General features: G+C 70.4%; 14 protein-coding genes. 10 read left to right on the top strand and 4 right to left on the bottom strand.

What is annotated here, in order from left to right:
- The first annotated feature begins 17 nt into the window (after nucleotides 1–17).
- Nucleotides 18–2,159 (top strand): serine/threonine-protein kinase, encoded by a 2,142-nt coding sequence (locus JK359_RS23580; protein ID WP_201839096.1) that lies wholly within the window; start codon nucleotides 18–20, stop codon nucleotides 2,157–2,159.
- Between the two features lie 63 nt (nucleotides 2,160–2,222).
- Here JK359_RS23580 and eccCa read toward each other — a convergent pair whose 3' ends face one another.
- Nucleotides 2,223–6,197, bottom strand: coding sequence for a type VII secretion protein EccCa (gene eccCa / locus JK359_RS23575; RefSeq protein ID WP_201839087.1), 3,975 nt, complete (start codon nucleotides 6,195–6,197; stop codon nucleotides 2,223–2,225).
- Nucleotides 6,198–6,534: 337 nt separating this feature from the next.
- On the opposite strand from eccCa, the gene eccD reads away from it, so the two are divergent.
- On the top strand, nucleotides 6,535–8,043 hold the full coding sequence (gene eccD / locus JK359_RS23570; RefSeq protein ID WP_201839566.1) for a type VII secretion integral membrane protein EccD: 1,509 nt from the start codon (nucleotides 6,535–6,537) through the stop codon (nucleotides 8,041–8,043).
- 58 nt (nucleotides 8,044–8,101) lie between these two features.
- Here the strand turns inward: eccD and JK359_RS23565 are convergent, their stop codons facing one another.
- Nucleotides 8,102–8,395, bottom strand: coding sequence for a DUF397 domain-containing protein (locus tag JK359_RS23565; RefSeq protein ID WP_201839078.1), 294 nt, complete (start codon nucleotides 8,393–8,395; stop codon nucleotides 8,102–8,104).
- A gap of 265 nt (nucleotides 8,396–8,660) precedes the next feature.
- On the opposite strand from JK359_RS23565, the gene rpsO reads away from it, so the two are divergent.
- The 5 genes from rpsO to JK359_RS23540 all read left to right on the top strand — a co-directional run bounded on the left by rpsO (nucleotide 8,661) and on the right by JK359_RS23540 (nucleotide 14,167).
- Nucleotides 8,661–8,948, top strand: coding sequence for a 30S ribosomal protein S15 (rpsO, locus tag JK359_RS23560; RefSeq protein WP_030619140.1), 288 nt, complete (start codon nucleotides 8,661–8,663; stop codon nucleotides 8,946–8,948).
- 353 nt (nucleotides 8,949–9,301) lie between these two features.
- On the top strand, nucleotides 9,302–11,548 hold the full coding sequence (locus JK359_RS23555; protein ID WP_201839076.1) for a polyribonucleotide nucleotidyltransferase: 2,247 nt from the start codon (nucleotides 9,302–9,304) through the stop codon (nucleotides 11,546–11,548).
- Nucleotides 11,545–12,924, top strand: a complete 1,380-nt coding sequence (locus JK359_RS23550; RefSeq protein WP_201839074.1) for a M16 family metallopeptidase — start codon at nucleotides 11,545–11,547, stop codon at nucleotides 12,922–12,924. Before JK359_RS23555 ends, JK359_RS23550 begins: the two co-directional genes overlap by 4 nt.
- Nucleotides 12,925–12,950: 26 nt before the next feature.
- Complete coding sequence (gene dapB, locus JK359_RS23545; RefSeq protein WP_201839073.1) at nucleotides 12,951–13,703, top strand: 4-hydroxy-tetrahydrodipicolinate reductase; 753 nt, start codon at nucleotides 12,951–12,953, stop codon at nucleotides 13,701–13,703.
- 11 nt (nucleotides 13,704–13,714) lie between these two features.
- Nucleotides 13,715–14,167: a tetratricopeptide repeat protein gene (locus JK359_RS23540; protein ID WP_201839071.1), complete on the top strand. Its 453-nt coding sequence runs from the start codon at nucleotides 13,715–13,717 to the stop codon at nucleotides 14,165–14,167.
- Between the two features lie 13 nt (nucleotides 14,168–14,180).
- On the opposite strand, the gene JK359_RS23535 is transcribed toward JK359_RS23540, so the two are convergent.
- Together JK359_RS23535 and JK359_RS23530 are read right to left on the bottom strand one after the other, a co-directional pair.
- Complete coding sequence (locus JK359_RS23535) at nucleotides 14,181–14,732, bottom strand: SCO5741 family PH domain-containing membrane protein (RefSeq protein WP_201839069.1); 552 nt, start codon at nucleotides 14,730–14,732, stop codon at nucleotides 14,181–14,183.
- A gap of 139 nt (nucleotides 14,733–14,871) precedes the next feature.
- A complete protein-coding gene (locus JK359_RS23530; RefSeq protein ID WP_201839068.1) occupies nucleotides 14,872–15,108 on the bottom strand; it encodes a hypothetical protein in 237 nt (78 codons plus the stop codon).
- Nucleotides 15,109–15,284: 176 nt separating this feature from the next.
- On the opposite strand from JK359_RS23530, the gene thyX reads away from it, so the two are divergent.
- The 3 genes from thyX to JK359_RS23515 all read left to right on the top strand — a co-directional run bounded on the left by thyX (nucleotide 15,285) and on the right by JK359_RS23515 (nucleotide 18,987).
- Complete coding sequence (gene thyX, locus JK359_RS23525) at nucleotides 15,285–16,034, top strand: FAD-dependent thymidylate synthase (RefSeq protein ID WP_201839067.1); 750 nt, start codon at nucleotides 15,285–15,287, stop codon at nucleotides 16,032–16,034.
- Nucleotides 16,035–16,245: 211 nt separating this feature from the next.
- The gene (dapA, locus tag JK359_RS23520; protein ID WP_201839066.1) at nucleotides 16,246–17,145 is read left to right on the top strand and encodes a 4-hydroxy-tetrahydrodipicolinate synthase; all 900 of its coding nucleotides are present in this window, start codon (nucleotides 16,246–16,248) and stop codon (nucleotides 17,143–17,145) included.
- Nucleotides 17,146–17,301: 156 nt separating this feature from the next.
- Complete coding sequence (locus JK359_RS23515; RefSeq protein ID WP_201839065.1) at nucleotides 17,302–18,987, top strand: ribonuclease J; 1,686 nt, start codon at nucleotides 17,302–17,304, stop codon at nucleotides 18,985–18,987.
- Nucleotides 18,988–19,134: the final 147 nt, after the last annotated feature.

Raw genomic sequence — 19,134 nt, 5'->3', positions numbered from 1 at the left:
GAAGGACCGGCCTCACCATGAAACCCCTCGGCACCGGCGACCCCGTCCGGCTCGGCCCCTACCGCCTGCTCGGCGTCCTCGGCGAGGGCGGCATGGGCAAGGTCTACGTCGGCCAGGACCGTGGCGGCGTCCTCGCCGCCGTCAAGGTGCTGCGACCCGAACTCGCCCACGACACCGACCTCGCCCAGCGCTTCGTCCGCGAGGCACAGGCCGCGCAGGCCGTGCGCAGCAAGGGTGTCGCGGCCGTGCTCGGGGCACACACCGAGGGGGCACGGCCCTGGATCGGCACCGAGTTCCTCGCGGGGCTCACCCTGGACCAGGTGGTGGACACCTACGGCCCCCTCGCCGAGCCCGCCCTGCGCGCCCTGGCCGCCTCCCTGGCACGGACCCTCGCCGACATCCACGCGGCGGGCTTCGTGCACCGCGACCTCAAGCCCCCGAACATCGTGCTCACGTCGGACGGCCCCCGTGTCATCGACTTCGGCATCGCCCGGCCCGAACACGGGCTCACCCTGACGACCACCGGGCAGATCCCGATCACACCCGGCTACGGCGCGCCCGAGCAGGTACTGGGACAGCGCGTCGGCCCGGCCGCCGACGTGTTCTCGCTCGGCGCCGTGCTCGTGTACGCCGCCACCGGCGGACGAGCGTTCGACGGCGAGCACGTGGCGGCGCTGCAGTACGAGGTCGTGCACGGCCGGCCCAGGTTCGGTGACATGGCCCCGCACCTGCAGGACCTCATCGGCCCCTGCCTCGCGAAGGACCCTGCCGCACGCCCCCTCCCGCCGCAGATCGCGCAAGCCGTGGCAGCGCCCAGGGGAGCCGAACGGGTATGGCGGCGCGGCAAGATCGCGGACGCCATCAAGAAGCGGGAGACCGATGCCCACCGGCTGACCACCCGGATCACGGCCCAGGTCACGGACGAGCCGGCAACCGTGACACGGCGGCGGCTGATCACCGGGCTCTCCGCCGCGGGTGTGGTCGTCGCGGCCGGCGGCGGTACGACGGCCTGGTGGCTCGGCGGCCGGGGCGGTACGGCACACCCGGCCAGGAAGAGCGATCCCTTCCGCATACCTCCCGCCGTACGCACCCCCATGGAGCGGCTGGAGAGCCAACCCGGCCCGGACGTGACGTCCTACAGCACTCGCACCGCCCTCTGGTCGATGAGCGACGTGGCAGACCTCTACTCCCCGGTGCTGCTGCCCGTGCGGGACGTCCTCGTCTTCGGCTCGCCCGGCGGCGGCATCGCGGCGCACGACGTGAGGAACGGCAAGCGGCGCTGGGTCGCGCCCGCGGCCGTGGCGAAGGCCGGCTACCTGTCGCTGTCGGACCGGCTCGTCGCCGGGACGGACATCCACGGCACGCTGCGGACCTTCGTCCCTTCCACCGGAGAGCCCAAATGGACCTGTCCGGCCGCCGAAGCCGCCTCACTGCTCGCCGCCGACACGGAAGCCGTGTACGTCCTCACCAAGGGCGGCAGACTGCGCAGCATCGGTCGCGCGGACGCCAAGGTCCGGTGGACCACGACCGTCCCCGGCGACTTCCGCAAGGATCTGAGGCTCCCCGGTGTCACCGCCCGGGGCACGCTGCTGGTGGCGGCGGCGAACGGCAGCGTTCTCGCCGTCCGGACGAGCGACGGCCGAACGGCATGGACCCGGACCGCCGACCTCGACCCCGACGACGTCTCGGTGCGCCCGGCGATCCACGGCGACACCGCCTATCTCAACGGCAAGACCCTCCAGGCCCGCCGGCTCAGTGACGGGGAGCTGAGCTGGAGCGTGAAGACCTGGGACAAGACCTACTGGGGAACGCCGGTGGCGACCGCGGACGCGCTCTATGCCACCAAGGACGTCTACCCCATACGCGTGGACAAGCGTGACGGCAGCGACATGTGGACACCCGAGCGCACCCACGCCTACTTCCGGCCGATGACCGCCGCCGCCAACAGTCGCATCCTGCCCGCCGGCCACGGTGTCTGGGCGATCGACTACGGTCTCACCGACTCGGACCCGATGGAGCTGAAGACGGCGAGGGCCGTCGAGGGCAAGCAGGTGTGGCGGTACGAACTGCCCCGCTTCGACTACGGCCGGCTGGCCACCCTCGGCAACCGCTTCTTCATCATGCACGACAGCTCGGTCGACGCCCTGAAGATCTTCTGAGCGCCCTGCCTCCCGTCCTGGGACGGGAGGCAGGCGGCAGCACGATGTGGCACGCGGTCGGCGTCAGTTCGTTCCGTCCGGCACGAGACCCACCTGAACCATCGGCTTGCCCCGCTTCCGCGACACGAAGACGCCCCGCCCCGCAGGCATCGGCCGCGGCCGGACACCGCCCAGCAGGTCGCCCTCGGCCGGATCGCCGGCGAGGACCACGCCCTGGGCGCCGAGTTCCTTGATGCGCTGCATGAAGGACTCGTAACCGGCGCGCCCGCCGCCCGCCGTGGACCGGGCGATGATGAAACGGACACCGACGTCACGGGCGAACGGCAGCAGTTCCGTCAGGCCGGCCAGCGGGTTGCCGCTCGACGTGGACACGAGGTCGTAGTCGTCGATGACGACGTACACCGTGGGCCCCTGCCACCAGCTGCGGTTGCGCAGCTGCTCCGGCGTCACGTCGGCGGTCGGCGTACGGCGCTGCATGAGGTCGGCGAGTGCGTCCATGTGGTGCTGCATCTGGTTCGACATGGGGATGTACTCGGCCAGATGCGACTCCGGGGTCACGCCGAGCAGCGAGCGGCGGTTGTCGACGACGAAGAGCTTGCAGGTGTTGCCGTCGTACCGCTCGGTCAGGCGCTTGATCAGCAGCTTCAGCAGGTTCGACTTGCCGGACTCGCTCTCGCCGAACACCAGGAAGAACGGGTCCTGCTCGAAGTCCACGAACACCGGCTCGAGGTTGTCCTCGTCCAGGGCGAAGGAGATGCCCCGGTGCGGGAAACGGTCGCCCGGAGGAAGCTGGGTCGCCGGGAACTCGCGCGGCAGCAGACGTACCTCCGGCGCACCCGGCTCCTGCCAGTGGCGGGTCACCTCGGCCGCGAGGGCCGCCGTCGCCTCCGCGAGGTCCGTGTCCGAGGAGAGACCGTCGATGCGCGGCACCGCCGCCATGAAGTGCTGCTTCTGCGGGGTCTGACCACGTCCCGGCACGCCGGACGGGACGTTCGCCGCGATCTTGCGGTCGATCTCCGAGTCCATGGGATCACCCAGCCGCAGCTCGAGGCGGTTCATCAGGTGGTCCTTGAGGTTCGCGCGGACCTCCATCGTGCGCGAGGCGGTGAGGATGAGGTGGATGCCGTAGCCCAGGCCGCGGGCGGCGATGTCCAGGACCAGCGGCTCCAGAGCCTCGTAGTCCGTACGGAAATTGCCCCAGCCGTCGATGACCAGGAAGACGTCGCCCCAGGGCTGATCCGTCACCGAGATCTCACCGCGCGCCCGGCGCGCCCGGAACTCCGCGATGGACGAGATGCCCGAGGAGCGGAAGTACTCCTCGCGGCGGGTCATGACGCCGTACACCTCGGCCGTCGTACGCCGCACCTTCTCCGGGTCCAGACGGGACGCGACGCCGCCCACGTGCGGCAGACCGGCCACCGAGGCCATGCCGCCACCACCGAAGTCCAGTCCGTAGAACTGCACTTCGCGCGGGGTGTGGGTCAGCGCGAACGACGCGATGATCGAGCGCAGCAGCGTCGACTTGCCGGACTGCGGGCCACCGACGATCTGCATGTGGCCGGCCGCGCCGCCGAAGTCGAGCCAGAGCGGGTCGCGCCGCTGCTCGTAGGGCTTGTCGATGAGACCGGTCGGGACGACGAGCCGGCCCGCACCCTCGTACCCCGGCTGGGTCATACCGCGGCCGGGCACGGCGGCGAGACCGGGCAGCAGCGCGTCGAGCGACGGCGGGCTGTCCAGCGGGGGCAGCCACACCTGGTGAGCGGCCGGACCCTGGGCCTCCAGACGCCGCACGATCACATCGAGGACCGTGTCGGCGAGCGCGTCGTCCTGCCGCGAGCCGCTCTCCTCCTGCCGCTGCCGGGGAACGGCCACGTACTGCACCGGCACCTCGGCCGCGGTGAACAGGACCGGCCTGCGGTCGACGGGCAGCGGGCCACCGAGCGCCGCCGCCTGCTGCGAGCTGGTGCGGTAGACGCCGGAGACGTACGCGGCCTTGAAGCGCACCATCTCGTCCGTACCGAACTTCAGGAATCCGGAGCCCGGCACGTTCGGCAGCTCGTAGGCGTCCGGGACGCCGAGCGCGGCGCGGGACTCGGCCGCCGAGAACGTCCGCAGACCGATGCGGTACGACAGGTAGGTCTCCAGACCCCGCAGACGGCCTTCCTCCAGGCGCTGCGAAGCCAGCAGCAGGTGCACTCCCAGCGAACGGCCGATACGGCCGATCTGCACGAACATCTCGATGAAGTCCGGCTTGGCGGTGAGCAGTTCGCTGAACTCGTCGATCACCAGGACGAGGGAGGGGATGGGCTGCAGGGGCGCTCCCGCCGCGCGCGCCTTCTCGTAGTCGTGGATGTTGGCGTAGTTGCCCGCGTCGCGGAGCATCTCCTGACGGCGGTTCAGCTCACCACGGATCGAGTCACCCATGCGGTCGACGAGGGTCAGGTCGTCCGCGAGGTTGGTGATCACGGCCGCCACGTGCGGCAGCTGGGCCATGCCGGCGAACGTGGCGCCACCCTTGAAGTCGGCGAGGACGAAGTTCAGTGTCTCGGAGGAATGGGTCACGGCGAGGCCGAGAACGAGCGTGCGCAGCAGCTCGGACTTGCCGGAGCCCGTCGCACCGACGCACAGGCCGTGCGGGCCCATGCCCTCCTGCGCCGCCTCCTTGAGGTCGAGCATCACGGGCCGGCCGTCCTCACCGACACCGATCGGCACGCGCAGCCGCTCCGACTGCGAACGCGGCCGCCACGTCCGCTTCGGGTCGACCGAGGCCGCGTCGCCCAGGTTCAGCAGGTCGGTGAACTCCAGGTTGGCCAGCAGCGGTTCGTCGTCGTCGCCGCCCGACGCCACCCGCAGCGGCGCCAGTTGGCGGGCGAGGGCCTCCGCCGCCTCGTACGAGAGGACGTCCGGAGTCCCCTCGTAGACCATGCCGTGACCCGACTCCAGGCGCAGTTCGCCGGGCTGCACGATGACCGCCAGGTCCCCACGGCCGGTGGTGAGGTCACCCGGAACGACCTCCAGCACCGTCACGCCCTGCAGGCCCTCGGGGTTGGCCAGCAAGGACGTCGGCGGCAAGGAGACGCCGTCCAGCACCACCACCAGGTGCGGCTGCTCGGGAACGGGCGCGCCACCCGGGTGGAAACGCGGTCTCCCCTCGAGGCGTGAGGCGAGCCGGTCCTCCAGCTCCACCGGGTTGCCGGAGATCAGGCGGACGCTGCCGGCGCCGTCGGCGACACCCGGCGCCTGCACGTGCGGCAGCCACTTGGCCCACTCCCACTCGGGCGCCGATTCGCGTCCGGTGACGACGGCGACGGCGAGGTCCTCGGGGGAGTGCAACGAGGCGAGGGAGGCGGTGACGGCCCGGGCGGTGCCGCGCACGGTGGCCGGTTCACCGCTGATCGTCACGTGGTAGAAGGCGCGCAGCGACACCGCCATCGGCAGGTCGTCGAGAGTGCCGTGGGTGGCCAGGAAACGCTGCATGGCGCCGGCGGTCAGCGGCTCCAGCTCGTCGACCGGGGCGGTCTGCGGCGGGACCAGGGGAGTGGCCAGGGACTGCGGGCCGAGGCCCACGCGGACCTGCGCGAAGTCCTCGTCACCGGTGCGCCGTTCCCACACCCGGCTGCCCTCGGCGACCAGCGCCCACAGTTGCTCCGGCGAAGGGTGCAGGTAGTACTGGGTGTCGCGCTGGGTCTTCGCGGTCTCCATGGCGGCACGCCGCGTCTGCGAGAGGTAGCGCAGGTAGTCACGGCGCAGATCGGCCATCTGGCCCTGGTTGCCGCGGCGGTAGCGGACCAGCATCGAGATGCCCATGGCGATCGTCGAGGCCACCATCACCAGACCCATGATCTTCATGAAGGGCTGGGCCTGGGGGTTGAAGAAGAACACCACCGATCCGCCCATGCCGAGCATGGGCAGGAGCTGCATCAGTGCGCCTTCCTGCTGTCCGCGCGGCAGTTCCGGCGGAGCCTGCAGCACGACCTCTTCCGTGGGCACTTCCTTCGGCAGTGCCCTTGGCGGGCGCTTGACGACGATGTGACTCACTACGCACCAATTCCCTTGCCGGACCGAGATGTTTCGTCCACCGCCCCGTGTCAGGCGGACGTCGATCGCGAACCGCGATCCTACTGACAACCACCGGCGACGACGGGCGGTAGGGTGCCCGTGAAGCGTGTGAGCAGTTGCGAATCGGCACGGGGAAAACCCGGGCAATCCGCAACGGTTCGAAGCAAGCGCCTCCCGCGCACCACGGCCAGGACCGCTCGGTCGGCCGGTGGAGCGGGCGGGCGCGGCACAACCTACACAGCATCTTTACGGGCGGAAGGTGCGCGGTGGCACCATGCGCCGCCCCACCACCGACGAGGGGGAACAGCAGGTGAGCATGACGGCCTCCGCGCCGGCCGGCGCGACCGGTGGACCGGGCACCGGAGCCCCTTCCGGGGCGGGCATGGGATTCGGCTTCTGCCGCGTCACCATCGTGGCGCCCGACAGCCGCATCGACGTGGCACTGCCCGACGACGTACCGGTCGCCGACCTGTACCCGGAGATCCTGCGGCTGTCCCAGCAGAGCCCCGCCGAGGGCGCACCGGTCGGCTACCACCTCGTGCGGCGCGACGGCACCGTCCTGGACGGCGCCCGGTCCTTCACCGCCCAGCGCATCCTCGACGGCGAGCTGCTCACCCTGCGCCCGTTCGCCGAGTCGCTGCCGCCGGCCGTTCTCGACGACGTCTCCGAGGCGGTGGCCGCCGCCGTCACCCGGGACCGCGCCCTGTGGAGCGGCGACCTCACCAGGGCCGCCGGTCTCGTCGCGGGCGGCATCCTGCCCGCCCTGCTCGCGTTCGTCGCCTGGAACTCCCAGATCCGGCACGACATGCACAGCCTGCAGGGCATCCTCGCCGGCGTCTGCGGCATCCTGCTCGTCACCGTCGCGTGCGTACGCGCGCGTGTGTACGACGACCGGGGATCCGCGGTGGCGCTGGGACTCGGTGCCCTGCCGAACATCGCCGTGGCCGGATCGGGACTGCTGTCGCTCTCCGCCGGCGAGGGCATCGGACGACTCCAGTTCCTGCTCGCCTGCACGACGGTCCTGGTCGCCTCCCTGGTCCTCACCCTGGTGTCGCCGGGCGGCGACGGACCGTTCGTGGCGTTCGTGTTCGCCTCCGCCATCGGTCTGATCACGACCTTCATCGCGATCCTCACCGACCTGTCGCCCATCGAGACGGCCGCCGTCTGCGCCCCGCTGTCCGTCGTGGCGCTGGCCTTCCTCCCCGGACTGTCCATGCGGTTCGCGCGGCTGCCCATCGGCTTCGAACCGCCCAACCCCGCGCGCGGCGGCTACGACAGCGGCGAGCCGGCCCCGCAGGAGCCCGTGGACGCCGAGCGGGTGGCCGCTCAGGCCCGGCGCGGCCACGAACTCCTCGTCGGCCTCGTCGGCGGCTGTGCCCTCGTCGCGGTGGGCGCGTCGATCGTCCTCGGCTTCTCCACCAACACCTGGGCCCAGCTCCTGGCCCTCGCCACCGGCGTGGCCATGCTGATGCGGGCGCACCTGTTCCGCTACACCGCACAGGTCGGCGCCACCCTGGCCGCCGGACTCGCGGCGATCGTCTTCCTCGGCCTCGGGCTCGCCCTGAACCCGCCCCGCGACTACCTGATCGACGCCCTGCAGGGCGACGCCGCCGCCCTCAACATCCGCAGTGTCTGGCTCGCCGCGGCGATCGCCGCCGCCACCGCCCTGGTCACCGCGATCGGCCTGATCACCCCTCGCCGCGGTGTCACACCCTTCTGGGGGCGCTTCCTGGAGATCGCCGAGAGCTTCGTCCTGCTCACGCTGATCCCGCTGGCCCTCGCCGTCTTCGACGTGTACGCGCAGGCCCGGGCCATGACCAGCTAGACCCACTGCTACGGGAAAGGGGCGGCACACACGTGCCGCCCCTTTCCCACTGCGCGGCTCACTGCACCTCGAGCCCCCCGTTGTGAGCCATCGGCTCCAGATCGAACTCCCCGTCCCGCGCCCCCAGCACGAACGCCCGCCACTCCGCCTCCGTGTAGCGCAGCACGGTGTCCGGGTCGAGGGAGGACCGCATCGCCACCGCCCCGGCGGGCAGGTACGCGATCTCGACCCGCTCCTCGTGCTCCTCCGTGCCCGGCGCGCAGTGCCACTCGACGCCCGAGATGTCGAGCGCGTACAGCTCGTCCCGCTCCCGCTCCTTGCGCGCCTTGATCTCCGCTTCCGTCTCGGCCATCGTGCAGCGACCCCTCTCCGAGGTAGGTACGGTCCCGCCGCTCACCCTAGTGGCCGGGCCCGTCCCACCAGGCCCCTTCGCCGACCGGGCGAAAGAGGCCGGCCATCGCCTGCTACTCTGGCTGACGGCCGTTTGTGTACGCACCCCCGGAACCGCCGGTTCTGGAGGCCGCGCCCAGCGGATCCCCGCCTCCCGAGTAACGGAAGCTCCCCCGAGACGTAGACCGGGGGCACTCGGTGGCACTCACAGACTATGAGGAGTACGCGTGTCGCTCGACGCCGCTACGAAGAAGCAGATCATCGCCGAGTTCGGTACCAAGGAGGGTGACACCGGCTCCCCCGAGGTCCAGGTCGCTCTGCTGTCCCGTCGGATCTCCGACCTGACGGAGCACCTCAAGACCCACAAGCACGACCACCACTCCCGTCGTGGTCTGCTGATCCTGGTCGGTCAGCGCCGTCGCCTCCTGCAGTACCTGGCGAAGAAGGACATCCAGCGCTTCCGTACGCTGGTCGACCGCCTCGGCATCCGCCGCGGTGCGGCGGGCGCCAAGTAGGACGCCGTGAGGGGAGCGGTTCCCGGACGAACTCGGGGACCGCTCCCTTTGCCGTATGCGGGGCCCTGCCGCGCACGCGGAACGCTCCCTCGTACGTGGGGAAACGTGCGGAGTGTCACTCACGCTTTGTAGTGTGGTAGCACAACGCAATACGTACGACACAGCACGACAACGAACAGCGAGAAGTGCACCTCGCCGCCGCCGGTCCTCGGTAGTGGCCCCCGGGGGGAAGCGAGCCCCGGGTGCTTCGATCGAAGACCGGCCCGCACCGCACGGCGCGCTTCTCCGCCACAGTCCCCCTGCCACACGGGCAGCCAAGGGACGAAAGACGATAAGTAACGGAGAAAACGCTAGTGGAGAACGAGACCCACTACGCCGAGGCCGTCATCGACAACGGCGCCTTCGGCACCCGTACCATCCGCTTCGAGACGGGCCGCCTGGCCAAGCAGGCCGCCGGCTCCGCCGTGGCGTACCTGGACGACGACACCATGGTGCTGTCGGCCACCACCGCCTCCAAGAACCCCAAGGACCAGCTCGACTTCTTCCCGCTCACGGTGGACGTCGAGGAGCGGATGTACGCCGCCGGCAAGATCCCCGGCAGCTTCTTCCGCCGTGAGGGCCGGCCGTCCGAGGACGCGATCCTCACCTGCCGCCTCATCGACCGCCCGCTGCGCCCGTCCTTCAAGAAGGGCCTGCGCAACGAGATCCAGGTCGTCGCCACGATCATGGCCCTCAACCCCGACCACCTGTACGACGTCGTCGCGATCAACGCCGCGTCCGCGTCCACGCAGCTGGCCGGCCTGCCCTTCTCCGGCCCGATCGGCGGCGTCCGCGTCGCGCTGATCCGCGGCCAGTGGGTCGCGTTCCCGACGCACACCGAGCTGGAGGACGCCGTCTTCGACATGGTCGTCGCCGGCCGCGTCCTGGAGGACGGCGACGTCGCGATCATGATGGTCGAGGCCGAGGCCACCGAGGGCACCATCAAGCTCGTCGAGGGCGGCGCCGAGGCGCCGACCGAGGACGTCGTCGCCGCCGGCCTCGACGCCGCGAAGCCCTTCATCAAGGTCCTGTGCCGCGCCCAGGCCGACCTCGCCGCCAAGGCCGCCAAGCCGACCGGCGAGTTCCCGATCTTCCTGGACTACCAGGACGACGTCCTGGAGGCCCTGACCGCGGCCGTCCGCCCCGAGCTGGCCCAGGCGCTCACCATCGCCGGCAAGCAGGAGCGCGAGGCCGAGCTGGACCGCGTCAAGGGTCTGGCCGCCGAGAAGCTCCTGCCGGAGTTCGAGGGCCGCGAGAAGGAGATCTCCGCCGCGTACCGCTCGCTCACCAAGCAGCTGGTCCGCGAGCGCGTGATCAAGGAGAAGAAGCGCATCGACGGCCGCGGTGTCACCGACATCCGCACGCTGGCCGCCGAGGTCGAGGCCATCCCGCGGGTGCACGGCTCCGCGGTGTTCGAGCGTGGCGAGACCCAGATCCTGGGCGTCACCACCCTCAACATGCTCCGCATGGAGCAGCAGCTGGACACCCTCTCCCCGGTGACCCGCAAGCGCTACATGCACAACTACAACTTCCCGCCGTACTCCACCGGTGAGACCGGCCGCGTCGGCTCCCCGAAGCGCCGCGAGATCGGCCACGGCGCCCTCGCCGAGCGCGCCCTCGTGCCGGTCCTGCCGACGCGCGAGGAGTTCCCCTACGCGATTCGCCAGGTCTCCGAGGCGCTCAGCTCCAACGGCTCGACGTCCATGGGCTCGGTCTGCGCCTCCACCATGTCGCTGCTGAACGCAGGTGTGCCGCTGAAGGCCCCCGTCGCCGGTATCGCCATGGGCCTGATCTCCCAGGAGATCGACGGCGAGACGCACTACGTCACCCTCACCGACATCCTCGGTGCGGAGGACGCCTTCGGCGACATGGACTTCAAGGTCGCCGGCACCAAGGAGTTCGTGACCGCCCTCCAGCTCGACACGAAGCTGGACGGCATCCCGGCCTCCGTCCTGGCCGCGGCCCTCAAGCAGGCCCGCGACGCCCGTCTCCACATCCTCGACGTGATGATGGAGGCCATCGACCGGCCCGACGAGATGTCCCCGCACGCCCCGCGGATCATCACCGTCAAGATCCCGGTCGACAAGATCGGTGAGGTCATCGGCCCCAAGGGCAAGATGATCAACCAGATCCAGGAGGACACCGGCGCCGAGATCACCATCGAGGACGACGGCACGATCTACATCGGTGCCGCCGACGGTCCCTCGGCGGAGGCCGCCCGCGCCACGATCAACGGCATCGCCAACCCGACGATGCCCGAGGTCGGCGAGCGCTACCTGGGCACGGTCGTCAAGACGACCACCTTCGGTGCGTTCGTCTCGCTGCTGCCCGGCAAGGACGGCCTGCTGCACATCTCGCAGATCCGCAAGCTCGCCGGCGGCAAGCGCGTGGAGAACGTCGAGGACGTCCTCGGCGTGGGCCAGAAGGTCCAGGTCGAGATCGCCGAGATCGACTCCCGCGGCAAGCTCTCCCTGGTCCCCGTGATCGAGGGCGAAGAGGGCTCCGACACCGATTCCGACAGCGGCGCTGCCGCGGGTCAGAAGGACGACGCCGAGCAGTGACGTCCCGTAGCTCCAAGGCGACGGCCCGCCCCTCTTCGGAGGCGCGGGCCGTCGCCCGTACCCAAACCCTCATCAAGGGCCAGAACGGCATCGGCACGGTCCGCAAGACCACCCTCCCGGGCGGCCTGCGCATCGTCACCGAGACCCTGCCCTCGGTCCGCTCCGCGACCTTCGGCATCTGGGCGCACGTCGGCTCCCGCGACGAGACCCCGGCTCTGAACGGCGCCACGCACTACCTGGAGCACCTGCTCTTCAAGGGCACGTCCCGCCGCAGCGCGCTCGACATCTCCTCCGCCCTCGACGCCGTCGGCGGCGAGATGAACGCGTTCACGGCGAAGGAGTACACGTGCTACTACGCGCGCGTGCTCGACACCGATCTGCCCCTCGCCATCGACGTCGTCTGCGACATGCTGACCGGCTCGCTGGTCCTCGAGGAGGACGTCGACGTCGAGCGCGGCGCGATCCTCGAAGAGATCGCCATGACCGAGGACGACCCGGGCGACTGCGTGCACGACCTGTTCGCGCACACCATGTTCGGCGACAACGCCCTCGGCCGCCCGGTCCTCGGCACGGTCGACACGGTGAACGCCCTCACCGCCGACCGCATCCGCCGCTTCTACAAGAAGCACTACGACCCGACCCACCTGGTGGTCGCCTGCGCCGGCAACATCGACCACAACAAGGTCGTACGCCAGGTCCGCGCGGCCTTCGAGAAGGCCGGCGCCTTCAAGGACGTGGACGCGCAGCCCGTCGCCCCGCGCGACGGCAGCCGCAGGATCCGCACCTCCGGGAAGGTCGAGCTGCTCGGCCGCAAGACCGAGCAGGCGCACGTCGTACTCGGCATGCCGGGCCTCGCCCGCACCGACGACCGCCGCTGGGCCATGGGCGTGCTCAACACCGCCCTCGGCGGCGGCATGTCCTCACGGCTCTTCCAGGAGGTCCGGGAGAAGCGGGGCCTCGCCTACAGCGTGTACTCGTACACCTCCGGCTTCGCCGACTGCGGTCTGTTCGGCGTCTACGCCGGCTGCCGGCCCAGCCAGGTGCACGACGTGCTGCGGATCTGCCGCGACGAACTCGACCACGTCGCGCAGAACGGCCTCTCCGACGAGGAGATCGCCCGCGCCATCGGCCAGCTCCGGGGCTCCACGGTCCTGGGCCTGGAGGACACCGGCGCACTGATGAACCGTATCGGCAAGAGCGAGCTGTGCTGGGGCGAGCAGATGTCCGTCGACGACATGCTGGGGGAGATAGCGGCGGTCACCCCGGACGAGGTCCGCTCGGTCGCCCGGGACATCCTGGGACATCGGCCCTCGCTGTCGGTCATCGGCCCGCTGAAGGACAAGCAGGCGGCCCGGCTGCACGACGCCGTCGCCTGAAACACCACCGGTTAGGAAGCAGGAACATGAGCAAGCTGCGCGTGGCGGTCCTCGGTGCCAGGGGCCGGATCGGGTCCGAGGCGGTCAGGGCGGTCGAGGCCGCCGAGGACATGGAGCTGGTCGCCGCCCTCGGCCGGGGCGACAAGCTGGAGACGCTGGCGGAAACCGGCGCCCAGGTCGCCGTCGAGCTGACCACGCCCGCCTCGGTCATGGGCAACCTCGACTTCTGCGTGCGCCACGGCATCCACGCGGTCGTCGGCACGACCGGGTGGACCGACGACCGCCTCGCGCAGCTCAAGGGCTGGCTCGCCCAGTCCCCGGAGACCGGCGTGCTCATCGCGCCGAACTTCTCCATCGGTGCCGTGCTGACCATGAAGTTCGCGCAGATCGCCGCGCCCTACTTCGAGTCCGTCGAGGTGGTCGAGCTGCACCACCCGAACAAGGTGGACGCTCCCTCCGGCACCGCCACGCGCACGGCCCAGCTCATCGCCGAGGCCCGCCGGGCCGCCGGTACGGCCCCGGCGCCGGACGCCACCGTCACGGCCCTGGAGGGTGCCCGCGGCGCGGACGTCGACGGCGTTCCGGTGCACGCGGTCCGCCTACGGGGCCTGCTGGCCCACCAGGAGGTCCTCCTCGGGGGCGAGGGCGAGACCCTCACCGTCCGCCACGACTCCCTGCACCACAGCAGCTTCATGCCGGGCATCCTGCTCGGCGCCCGCCGCGTGGTGACCACTCCGGGCCTGACCTTCGGCCTGGAGCACTTCCTCGACCTGAGCTGAGTCCACTCGTCATGCGCGCGAAGATCACCTACCTCGTCACGGCCGCCGTCCTGGTCTTCTACTTCGTCCTGGTCGGCAGCCGCGGCGTGATGCTCATCCAGTCCGGCACGCTCCTCACCGTCACCTTCGGGGTGGCGGTGCTGATCCTGCCGGTCATCGGCCTGTGGTTCCTGTGGAAGAACACCCAGTTCGTCCGCCGGGCCAACCAGCTCGCCGCCGAACTCGACGCCGAGGGCGGACTGCCCGTCGACGAGCTGAAGCGCACCGAGGGCGGCCGCATCGACCGGGACTCGGCCGACGAGGTCTTCGCCAAGCGCAAGGCCGAGACGGAGGCGTCCCCCGACGACTGGCGCTGCTGGTTCCGGCTCGCCGTCGCCTACCACGACGCCCGCGACACCCCGCGCGCCCGCAAGGCGATGCAGCGGGCCATCGCCCTGCACGACGGCCGGCCGGCCCCGGTCTGATCCTCGCCGAGCCTCAGCCGCGCCGGTTCTCCGCGGCCCATGCCTCCACCGCGTCCGCCGCCCGGTCGAAGGCCACCGGACGGCCCAGGAAGTCCAGGCCGTGCGTGGTCAGCAGCGGCGGGGTGTCCTCGGCGCGCCGGTCCTTGCGCACGAGCGCCAGCGCCTGCCCCTGCACCGTCCGCGGCAGCCCAAGCCAGCGCACCGGCTGCTGCACCGTCCGCACGGAGACCACCCGCGCCCACGGCAGCGTCCGCGTGCGCAGGAAGCCGACCCGGCGCAGCCCGCGCCCGCTGACCCACACGCCCATGCGCAGCAGCCGCAGCGCTCCGACGACGATCGCCAGGCCCGCGACGAGGACCGCGCCCGCGGAGGACAGCGAGGTCAGAGCGATGAGGACGGCGCCGAAGAGGACGAACGAAGCGAGCAGCAGGCCCAGCGCGGCCGCGCACACCCGCCAGGGCCCGGGCCGGTAGGGGCGCCGCCAGTGGTCCGGATCGTCGTACGGCAGCGCGCTCTCGGACGTCGTCTCGAAGGTGCGCTCGGCGGTCAGGAAGGGCAGGGGCACGGCTGGTCCTCACTCGCGGGCCCACGTGCTCCGGTCCTCGCGTGGGCTGTGGTGAGGCTATCCGGCCGTGTTCCGGCCCACCAGCCTTGAGCGTCCGGAAGGGTAACCGCCCGCCGGCGTCGCCGGAACGCGCCCGGACTCAGCGCCCCTGGGACGCCTGGGAGTGCTGCGTCGGCGTACTGGAGGGCGTGGACAGCGCCGGCATGGCCAGGATCAGGGAGCCGACGAGCCCGGCGACGAGGGTCAGTCCCAGCAGCCAGCGCCCGGCCGTCTCGCCGAAGGACGCCCGCGTGCGGGGCGGGGGAGTGACATTGCTGCGGAACCGGTCCGCCTCGGCCAGGAAGGCGAAGGGCACGGGCTCACGCCGACGGAACATGGCGGTTTGCTCTCCTCTCAGGGTTTTCGGCCGAACATGAAGGCCTCACCGGTACAGACGCTCGAGTGACACAAATGGTGCCCATGTCCGAAAAAATCGCGGGTGCGTTTTTTGAGGCGAGGTACTGCTCCGGCAGCCGGCGGGTGCCCCGTAAGGTGGGCGCGAACCACAAAGTGATGGGAAGGACCCCGACCCCCGTGACCACCCACGAGTCGCTCACGTTCCGCAGCGATGTCACCGTCGAGCTGGTGAAGTCCAGCGCTTCGGACGCCGACGTCCTCTTCGCCGCCCGCGTCTCCACCGCCGGCGAGCAGTCCCTGGACGAGCTGAAGAAGGACCCCGAGCGCTCTAAGGGCCTGATCAACTTCCTGATGCGCGACCGGCACGGCAGCCCGTTCGAGCACAACTCGATGACCTTCTTCATCAGCGCCCCGATCTTCGTCTTCCGCGAGTTCATGCGGCACCGGGTCGGCTGGTCGTACAACGAGGAGTCCGGCCGCTACCGGGAGCTGCAGCCCGTCTTCTACGTCCCCGACACCTCCCGCAAGCTCGTCCAGCAGGGCCGTCCCGGCAAGTACGTCTTCGTCGAGGGCACCCCGGCCCAGCACGAGGCGGTCACGGGCACCCTCCGGGAGTCCTACGAGCAGGCGTACACGGCGTACCAGAAGATGCTCGCCGAGGGCGTCGCCCGTGAGGTCGCCCGCGCGGCCCTCCCGGTCGGCCTGTACTCCTCGATGTACGCCACCTGCAACGCCCGCTCCCTGATGCACTTCCTCGGCCTGCGCACCCAGCACGAGCTGGCCAAGGTGCCGTCCTTCCCGCAGCGGGAGATCGAGATGGTGGGCGAGAAGATGGAGGCGGAGTGGGCGAAGCTCATGCCGCTGACGTACGGCGCCTACAACGCGAACGGACGTGTGGCCCCGTAACGAAGCCGTGTTCGGCCTTCGGGAACGGGTGTACGGATCAGTCTGGCGAAGTGTCCGTATTGCGGCATTTAGAGAAGTTCATCTAGCCTGATCAAACGGACCCGGCACTGCTTGAACCCCCGAGCAGGCAGTGCCGGGCTCCATATTTGTCCTGACTTTCCCGACACCCCGAGGGCACACCCCGCTTCAAGCACCGAGTAGCGTGTTACCCATGGCTCCGACCTCGACTCCGCAGACCCCCTTCGGGCGGGTCCTCACCGCCATGGTCACGCCCTTCACGGCGGACGGCGCACTCGACCTCGACGGCGCGCAGCGGCTCGCCGCCCACCTGGTGGACGCAGGCAACGACGGCCTGATCATCAACGGCACCACCGGCGAGTCCCCCACCACCAGCGACGCGGAGAAATCGGACCTGGTACGAGCCGTCCTGGAGGCCGTCGGCGACCGTGCCCACGTCGTCGCCGGCGTCGGAACCAACGACACCCACCACAGCATCGAGCTGGCCCGCCAGGCCGAGCGCGACGGTGCCCACGGTCTCCTGGTCGTCACGCCGTACTACAACAAGCCCCCGCAGGAGGGCCTGTACCGGCACTTCACGGCCGTCGCCGACGCAGCCGGTCTGCCGGTCATGCTCTACGACATCCCCGGCCGCAGCGGCGTCCCGATCAACACCGAGACGCTCGTCCGGCTCGCCGAGCACCCGCGGATCGTCGCCAACAAGGACGCCAAGGGAGACCTGGGCCGCGCCAGCTGGGCCATCGCCCAGTCCGGTCTCGCCTGGTACTCCGGCGACGACATGCTGAACCTCCCGCTGCTCTCCGTGGGCGCCGTCGGCTTCGTCTCGGTCGTAGGACACGTGGTCACCCCGGACCTGCGCGCCCTGGTGGACGCGTACGTCTCCGGCGACGTCGTCAAGGCCACCGAGATCCACCAGAAGCTGCTCCCCGTCTACACGGGTATGTTCCGCACCCAGGGCGTCATGACCACCAAGGCCGCGCTCGCCCTGCAGGGACTGCCCGCCGGGCCGCTGCGCTCGCCCATGGTCGAGTGCTCGCCCGAGGAGATCGCCCAGCTCAAGATCGATCTTGCTGCCGGCGGGGTACAGCTCTGACAACAGACTTGGCACCACACAGGCCTCACAACTGAAGAACAACAGAAGACGGCGGGCCACCGGTGCCCGCACCCCACAACGACAACTGCTTCTGCACGAACGTCATGCGCGCCACGTGCCCGACCGGTACGTGGCGCGCGTGGTGAGGAGAGTCTTTTGAGTCATCCGCATCCTGAACTCGGCCCGCCTCCGCCGCTCCCCGAGGGCGGCCTGCGGGTCACCCCGCTCGGCGGTCTCGGCGAGATCGGCCGGAACATGACGGTCTTCGAGTACGGAGGCCGCCTGCTGATCGTCGACTGCGGCGTGCTCTTCCCCGAGGAGGAGCAGCCCGGAATCGACCTGATCCTGCCGGACTTCTCGTCCATCCGGGACCGCCTTGACGACATCGAGGGCATCGTCCTCACGCACGGCCACGAGGACCACATCGGCGGCGTCCCCTTCCTGCTCCGCGAGAAGCCGGACATCCCCCTGATCGGCTCCAAGCTGACCCTCGCCCTCATCGAGGCCAAGCTCCAGGAGCACCGGATCCGTCCGTACACCCTCGAGGTGGCGGAGGGGAACCGCGAGCGCGTCGGCCCCTTCGACTGCGAGTTCATCGCCGTCAACCACTCCATCCCGGACGCGCTGGCGGTCGCCATCCGCACGCCCGCCGGCATGGTCGTGCACACCGGCGACTTCAAGATGGACCAGCTCCCGCTGGACAACCGCCTCACCGACCTGCACGCCTTCGCGCGGCTGAGCGAGGAGGGCATCGACCTTCTCCTCAGTGACTCGACGAACGCCGAGGTCCCCGGCTTCACGCCGCACGAGCGCGACATCTCCAACGTCCTGCGGCAGGTCTTCGCCGGTGCCCGCAAGCGGATCATCGTGGCGAGCTTCGCCAGCCACGTCCACCGCATCCAGCAGATCCTGGACGCGGCGCACGAGTACGGCCGCAGGGTCGCCTTCGTCGGCCGCTCCATGGTCCGGAACATGGGCATCGCCCGCGACCTCGGCTACCTGAAGGTCCCGCCGGGCCTGGTGGTCGACGTCAAGACCCTGGACGACCTGCCCGACCACGAGGTGGTCCTGGTCTGCACGGGTTCCCAGGGAGAGCCGATGGCCGCCCTGTCCCGCATGGCCAACCGCGACCACCAGATCCGCATCGTCGACGGCGACACGGTCATCCTGGCGTCCTCGCTGATCCCCGGCAACGAGAACGCGGTCTACCGCGTGATCAACGGCCTCACCCGCTGGGGCGCCAACGTCGTCCACAAGGGCAACGCCAAGGTGCACGTTTCCGGCCACGCGTCCGCGGGCGAACTGCTGTACTTCTACAACATCTGCCGCCCGAGGAACCTCATGCCGGTCCACGGCGAGTGGCGCCACCTGCGGGCCAACGCCGAGCTGGGCGCCCTCACGGGTGTCCCGCACGACCGGATCGTCATCGCCGAGGACGGCGTGGCGGTCGACCTCGTCGAGGGCAAGGCCAAGATCTCCGGCAAGGTCCAGGCGGGTTACGTGTACGTCGACGGCCTCTCGGTCGGCGACGTCGGCGAGCCGGCGCTGAAGGACCGGAAGATCCTCGGGGACGAGGGCATCATCTCGGTCTTCGTGGTCGTGGACGCCTCCACCGGCAAGATCACCGGGGGTCCGCACGTCCAGGCCCGGGGTTCGGGCATCGAGGACGCGGCCTTCTCGGACGTCCTCCCGAAGATCACCGAAGTCCTGGAGCGGTCCGCCCAGGACGGCGTCGTGGAGCCCCACCAGCTCCAGCAGCTGATCCGCCGGACCCTCGGCAAGTGGGTCTCGGACACGTACCGCCGCAGGCCGATGATCCTCCCTGTGGTCGTGGAGGTCTGACGCCCCGTCGGGTGTGACTCAGGAGCGGGGCGCCTCGATTTGCATCGGGGCGCCCCGCTCCAGTACGTTTACGGCTCCGCCCGACCGGGAACCCCAGCACTTCACGCGCTGGACACGGATGCCCGGAGCGGGTGGGAAAACCGACTC

This window comes from Streptomyces actinomycinicus (genome assembly GCF_016741775.1).
Classification (GTDB): domain Bacteria; phylum Actinomycetota; class Actinomycetes; order Streptomycetales; family Streptomycetaceae; genus Streptomyces; species Streptomyces actinomycinicus.
This window is presented reverse-complemented; position numbering and strand designations above follow the sequence as displayed.

Bases quoted from the DNA above. Each gene is read 5' to 3' on its own strand.
- JK359_RS23580 (WP_201839096.1), top strand. From the start codon at position 18: ATGAAACCCCTCGGCACCGGCGACCCCGTCCGGCTCGGCCCCTACCGC.
- eccD (WP_201839566.1), top strand. From the start codon at position 6,535: ATGACGGCCTCCGCGCCGGCCGGCGCGACCGGTGGACCGGGCACCGGA.
- JK359_RS23565 (WP_201839078.1), bottom strand. From the start codon at position 8,395: ATGGCCGAGACGGAAGCGGAGATCAAGGCGCGCAAGGAGCGGGAGCGG.
- dapB (WP_201839073.1), top strand. From the start codon at position 12,951: ATGAGCAAGCTGCGCGTGGCGGTCCTCGGTGCCAGGGGCCGGATCGGG.
- JK359_RS23540 (WP_201839071.1), top strand. From the start codon at position 13,715: ATGCGCGCGAAGATCACCTACCTCGTCACGGCCGCCGTCCTGGTCTTC.
- JK359_RS23530 (WP_201839068.1), bottom strand. From the start codon at position 15,108: ATGTTCCGTCGGCGTGAGCCCGTGCCCTTCGCCTTCCTGGCCGAGGCG.
- thyX (WP_201839067.1), top strand. From the start codon at position 15,285: ATGGGAAGGACCCCGACCCCCGTGACCACCCACGAGTCGCTCACGTTC.
- dapA (WP_201839066.1), top strand. From the start codon at position 16,246: ATGGCTCCGACCTCGACTCCGCAGACCCCCTTCGGGCGGGTCCTCACC.